This window comes from Rhizobium sp. TRM96647 (genome assembly GCF_025780115.1).
Taxonomy (GTDB): Bacteria; Pseudomonadota; Alphaproteobacteria; order Rhizobiales; family Rhizobiaceae; genus Mycoplana.
The window spans coordinates 1-2,396 of the sequence record NZ_JAOXHF010000038.1 but is presented as its reverse complement, the minus strand read 5'-3'; the positions used below and the strand labels follow the sequence as shown (position 1 = coordinate 2,396).

At 65.2% G+C, this 2,396-nt stretch carries 3 protein-coding genes; all 3 read left to right on the top strand.

The genetic code is table 11. The features are described from left to right. Positions 1-569: TRAP transporter substrate-binding protein (locus OCK02_RS26075; RefSeq protein ID WP_263815557.1), on the top strand; the 569-nt coding region annotated here is incomplete at its 5' end. Beyond that, positions 566-1,132, top strand: coding sequence for a TRAP transporter small permease (locus tag OCK02_RS26070; protein WP_263815556.1), 567 nt, complete (start codon positions 566-568; stop codon positions 1,130-1,132). The genes OCK02_RS26075 and OCK02_RS26070, both read left to right, overlap by 4 nt. Continuing rightward, complete coding sequence (locus OCK02_RS26065) at positions 1,129-2,388, top strand: TRAP transporter large permease (protein WP_263815555.1); 1,260 nt, start codon at positions 1,129-1,131, stop codon at positions 2,386-2,388. The genes OCK02_RS26070 and OCK02_RS26065 overlap by 4 nt, the downstream gene beginning before the upstream one ends. Positions 2,389-2,396 lie beyond the last annotated feature (8 nt).

The window sequence follows — 2,396 nt, the reverse complement described above, 5'->3', positions numbered from 1 at the left end:
CCTGGTGGAACAACGGCATCCGTCAGACGTCGAACTCGAAGCATCCGATTGTTGCGCCCGGTGACCTGGCGGGCCTGAAGATCCGCACGCCGCCGGATCCGATGACGGTCGACATCTTCACCGCGCTCGGCGCCTCGCCGACGCCGATGGCCTTCTCCGAACTCTACATCGCCCTGCAGCAGGGCGTCGTCGACGGACAGGAGAACCCCCTCATCAACATCCACTCCTCCAAGCTCTACGAAGTCCAGCCCTTCATCTCCAACACCAACCACAAATACGAGGCGACGCCCTTCCTCGCCTCCAAGATCGTCTTCGACGCGCTGTCGCCCGAAGACCAGCAGATCATCCGCGACGCCGCCAAGGAAGCCGGCGACCTCAACCGCAAGATGGTCCGCGACCAGACCGAAAGCCTGCGCGGCGAACTGGAAGAGGCCGGCGTCAAGTTCAACGACGTCGATCCCGCCCCCTTCGTCGAGGCCACCCAGTCCGTCTACGACAAGTGGCGCCAGCAGTATCCCGAACTCGTCGACGAACTCATCGCCGCCGCCAAGGGTGCAGCCGCACAATGACCCCCGCCTCCAACGCCCACATCGATCGCAAGGCGGCCCCCGCCGCCTTGCGTATCGCCGACATGATCGGCAAGGTCATCGACACCATCGCCGTGACCGTCGCCGTCGGCTCCGTCGTCATCATCTTCTTCGCCCTGATGGCCGAAGTCATCGTCCGCTACTTCACCTCATCCGGCCTCGGCTGGCCGAACGAGGTGCCGAACCTGCTCTTCCCCTGGCTCGTCATGGGCGGCATCGTCGTCGGCGCCCAGCGCGGCGCCCACATCGCCGCCGAAGCGCTCCGCTCCTGGCTGAACGACACCCAGCTGCGCTGGTTGCTCGCCTTCATCAATCTCTTCGTCGCCGCCTCCTTCGCCTTCCTGGCGCAGCTCTCCCTGCAGGTCATCGCCATCACCAAGGCCCAGGTCTTCCCGATGACGGGCCTCGGACAGGCATGGGCCTACAGCGCCCTGCTCTTCGGCTTCGGCGGCATCGCGCTCGCCTGCCTCGTCAACGTCGTGCGCGTCATCACCTGCGACGATCCCCGCACCGTCCACAACACCGATCCGGAGCACACCACATGACCGCAATCATGACCGGCCTCTTCGCCGTCCTGCTGGCGCTCTCCGTGCCCGTCGGCTACGGCCTCATCATCGCTGCGGGTGCTGCCATCCTCTGGCATGGCGGAACGCCCACCGTGCTCGCCGTCGTCAAGCTGTTCCAGCCGACCCAGAGCTTCCCGCTGCTCGCCATCCCCTTCTTCATCCTGTCCGGATCGCTGATGATGTCCGGCACCCTCGGACAGAAGCTCGTCCAGTTCGCAGCCGCCCTCGTCGGCCGCTATCACGGCGGCATGGGACAGGTCACCGTCGTCGGCTCCACCATCTTCGGCGGCGTCTCCGGCTCCGCCGTCGCCGAAGCCTCCGCCCTCGGCTCCATGCTGATCCCCTGGCAGAAGCGCGAAGGCTATCCGGCAGGCTTCGCCGCCGCCGTCACCGCATCGTCTTCCACCATCGCCGGCCTCATCCCGCCGTCGATCCCGCTCATCCTCTATTCCACCGTCTCCAACACCTCGATCGCCTCGCTCTTCTCCGCAGGCGTCCTGCCCGGCCTCATGCTCGCCTTCGGCATGATGCTCGTCTGCTATCTCTCCGGCCGGTTCCGCAACTTCCCACGGCTGACGAAGAAGGAGCAGGTCGCCACCATCGGCCAGACCTTCGTCTCCGCCCTGCCGGCCCTGCTGATGCCCTTCTTCATCGTCCTCCTCCTGCGCGCCGGCGTCGCCACCCCCACCGAAGTCAGCGTCATCGCCGTCTTCTATGCGATCGTGGTCAGCACGCTGCTCTACCGCGACCTCACGGTCGAACGCATCTACGGGGCGCTGGTCAACACCGTCGTCACCACCGGCGTCGTCATGCTCGTCATCACCGCCTCCAGCCTCGTCGGACACGTCCTCATCGCCGAGCGGATCCCCACCATCGTCGCCCAGTGGGCCCAGACCGTGCTGGCCGATCCGATCCTCATCATTCTCATGATGAACCTGATCATGCTCGTCGTCGGCATGTTCCTCGACCTGCCCGCCGCCATCCTGCTGCTCGGACCCACCTTCGTCGCCATCGGCCAGGCCATCGGCATGGACCCGATCCAGCTCGGCGTCATGATCTGCATCAACCTCTCCATCGGCCTCTTCACCCCCCCGATCGGAACAACCCTCTTCATCGGCGCCGCCATCGCCCGCGTCCCCATCGGAACCGTCGTCAAGGAACTCTGGCCCTTCTACCTCGTCGCATTCATCGTCCTCGTCCTCATCTCATACGTCCCTGCCTTCACCATCTATTGAGACTGAAA